3 protein-coding genes and 1 pseudogene are annotated in these 2,751 nt (G+C 42.9%); 1 reads left to right on the top strand and 3 read right to left on the bottom strand.

Annotated elements, in window-relative coordinates:
• Window positions 1–327: 327 nt before the first annotated feature.
• The gene (locus AC3WVG_RS11330) at window positions 328–606 is read right to left on the bottom strand and encodes a hypothetical protein (RefSeq protein ID WP_488798224.1); all 279 of its coding nucleotides are present in this window, start codon (window positions 604–606) and stop codon (window positions 328–330) included.
• 438 nt (window positions 607–1,044) lie between these two features.
• On the opposite strand from AC3WVG_RS11330, the gene AC3WVG_RS11325 reads away from it, so the two are divergent.
• Window positions 1,045–1,467: a radical SAM protein gene (locus tag AC3WVG_RS11325; protein ID WP_488798226.1), complete on the top strand. Its 423-nt coding sequence runs from the start codon at window positions 1,045–1,047 to the stop codon at window positions 1,465–1,467.
• 20 nt (window positions 1,468–1,487) lie between these two features.
• Here the strand turns inward: AC3WVG_RS11325 and AC3WVG_RS11320 are convergent.
• Both AC3WVG_RS11320 and erm read right to left on the bottom strand, forming a co-directional pair.
• Window positions 1,488–1,577, bottom strand: a pseudogene (locus AC3WVG_RS11320) (ATP-binding cassette domain-containing protein); the annotation flags it as partial.
• Window positions 1,561–2,541, bottom strand: coding sequence for a 23S ribosomal RNA methyltransferase Erm (erm, locus tag AC3WVG_RS11315; protein WP_488798225.1), 981 nt, complete (start codon window positions 2,539–2,541; stop codon window positions 1,561–1,563). The pseudogene AC3WVG_RS11320 and the gene erm, both read right to left, overlap by 17 nt.
• Between the last annotated feature and the right edge of the window lie 210 nt (window positions 2,542–2,751).

Raw genomic sequence — 2,751 nt, 5'->3', positions numbered from 1 at the left:
AACTTCAATCTTTTGGTTGAGGATTTTTTGTTTTTTGGCGGAATATTCGTTTTGCACAATCATCCACTTAACTGCAAGTCAAGCAATCTATCCAGTTTCTTTTCAATTTCCACAAGCTCATCCCTTAACTTTTGAGCGAAAGCGCTTTCTGTTTGGGCTTGCTCCTGCTTTTCTTTTTCAAGCTTGGCAATGCATTTTTCCGCCTAAGCTAAACACAAAGAAACTTTTTGAATTTTTTCCCTTATCTGTCCGCTGATTATTTCTTCCCTTGTGCATCTTTGCGAACAGCGGATTTTTCTTTTGGTGCACCGCAAATAGTTGTGTCCTTTATGCGTTTCGGCGGTAATGAAGCAGATACATTCCCCGCAGCGGAAAAGTCCTCGGTAGCAGAGTGGGATCAAACCAGAAAATCGGGAATTTTAGCACGGTTATTTTGCCTGTATCTATGAGGTAGATAATCCGCCCGCCGTCTATTGAATTGCGGGCAAGCCTTGGGTACCACGCTAAAATTTCCTCGGCTTCGCCTTTCTCTATGCTCGCCAGTATTTCATTAAAGATTTCCCACCCCGGCTCTTCGGCAGTTTTGCTTTCCACAAATTCACGCACTATATTTAAGCTTTTCTTTTTTTGCGTATTCCCTTAATTCAAAAAGTTGGGCTTCTATTGATAGGATTTGTCTTTCCGGCTCGTCCGTTGACTTGCGGGCATAGAGAAAAAACTTTTTAGAAGGAGGTGAATTCAGCCATGAAGCAGTATGAGAAGCCAACAGTTGTCAGTCCGGGATATTCTCCAGAACCGGTCGAAGCAGGTTGCTGTCTGACTAGCTGTGGCGGGTTGCTGGGCGGAATGCAGAGGCGGATCGGCATCTGAACAAAGAAGTCAGCAAGACTCTCACTATGCTAGAAGAAGCCAGCTCCAAGCTTAAGTGACCAATAGGGTCACACTTTAGCTAAAGTGTGAACGCACAAACAGGGGAGCATGATCTGCTGGTCATGCTTCCCTTATTTTTTTCCACGAACAAAACCAGAAAGGCATGAAGGACTAATGGATATTTTGGAATACTGCCAAAGTCGAGATATGGCCATTAACCTAGTGACCAACGCAACTCTTATTGACGAGAAAAAGATCGAAAGGTTGGCTAAAATAAACCGGCTGGTAGTGATTGCCAGCCTCGACGGCACGGAAGACGTCCATAACTACATCAGAGGCAGCGATGTTTTCGGCAAAGTCGATGTTGTTCTGAAGCAACTTCAAGTCCATGATATCGCCGTGGAAGTCACTTGCACGCTGAATTTAGTAAACCTCCCGATTTATCAGGATGTCGTCGAATATTGCGAGAAGTTGGACATACCGTGCAATTTCAACCTTTTTAAACCCTTCCGTCCAGAGCACAAAGAATTGATTCCAGATCCAAACACATTCTTCGAAGTAGCCGCCGATGTGCTTAAGTTGCGACGGGACAGCTGAATTTCTTCTGCGTCAGGATTATCAAGACCGGCCAGAATCTTTAGAAGTGTTGACTTTCCGACGCCGTTGGAACCAACTAAAGCGACCTTTTGATTATGGCCAATATGCAATGATACGCCGCAGAGTATTTCTTTGCCTCCATAGCTTTTGTGGATGTCCCGCGCTAACATATGTTCTCACCCCCCTTATCTTTCCTTTAGCACCGCGGGTGCGGTGGATTTTTTCCAATTTGCTCTGCTCACGGATCAGTCGTGAATAAGAACCGTAAGTCAAGGCTTTTTTGTTGTTTGATACTCCTTTTTCGAAGTATCTAAACAAGCCCAGCCATTGTTTAAAGTTCAGATCGCCTGGACGAGCCGATGGACTGAATTTTTGTTCAGAAGCTTGTCGCTTGAACTGTTCGTTGGTGAAAATTCGCTTTATCCTTTCTTTAAAATTTTTGCCATGCTGACTAAAAGTATAAGCGACAAAATCCCTATACGCATTCATGTCTCTGTCCTTCAATAGGCATCGTTCTCGTCTCTTAATTCTCAACATGACAATGTTAACGCTTGGCACCGGAGAAAAGTCAGTGCTTCTAAAACGGTGGGTTATTACCAGCTCAAATCTCGGTTTTAGCATCAGTGAGCGCAGTCGTTCCTCACCATAAGAACTACCGGCGTATTTCATGGCAGTGTCCTCCTGAACGATTAAATAAGAATCTTGTGGAGGATTTGCAACCGAAGTCAGCTTGCCCAAAATATCAGCCGTTAGATTAAACGGGATATTAGAAAAGACTTTGTAGTCGTCCCTTTTTGGCAATTCTGTTTTTAAAAAATCACCAAAAATTACTTTCACATTCCCGCAATCGGCAAACTTTTGCTCAAGCCTATCGGCTAAATCTCTATCATACTCAACCGCAATTACTCTTGCGGCTTTTTCCGCTAACTGGCGAGTAATAATTCCTTTGCCCGGACCTATTTCAAACACGGTGTCACGGCTGTTAATCCCGCTATCTGATACCAGTTTAGCCACCAGCTTAGAATTTCGAAGGAAATTCTGCGAATGGCTTAATTGTCTTTCATTCTTGCTTATAGCGATCTCCTCCTTTCCAGCACATGACTATATTTATTTTGTAAGATACTATCCAGAATAAAATATGGCTAACTCTTTGCCTTATAACAAATAAGCTATTCTGTCAAATTAGGAGTCATAAGTTATTTATTTCATTAAATCATCAAGCGTAACTCCCCTGAAAGCACATCTTGAGAAATACCCGCAAGTTTGCGGTACTTCTTTATATTA

Source organism: Desulfovulcanus sp. (genome assembly GCF_982781345.1).
The sequence above is the reverse complement of the archived record's forward strand: the minus strand, read 5'-3'. Positions and strand labels throughout refer to the sequence as shown.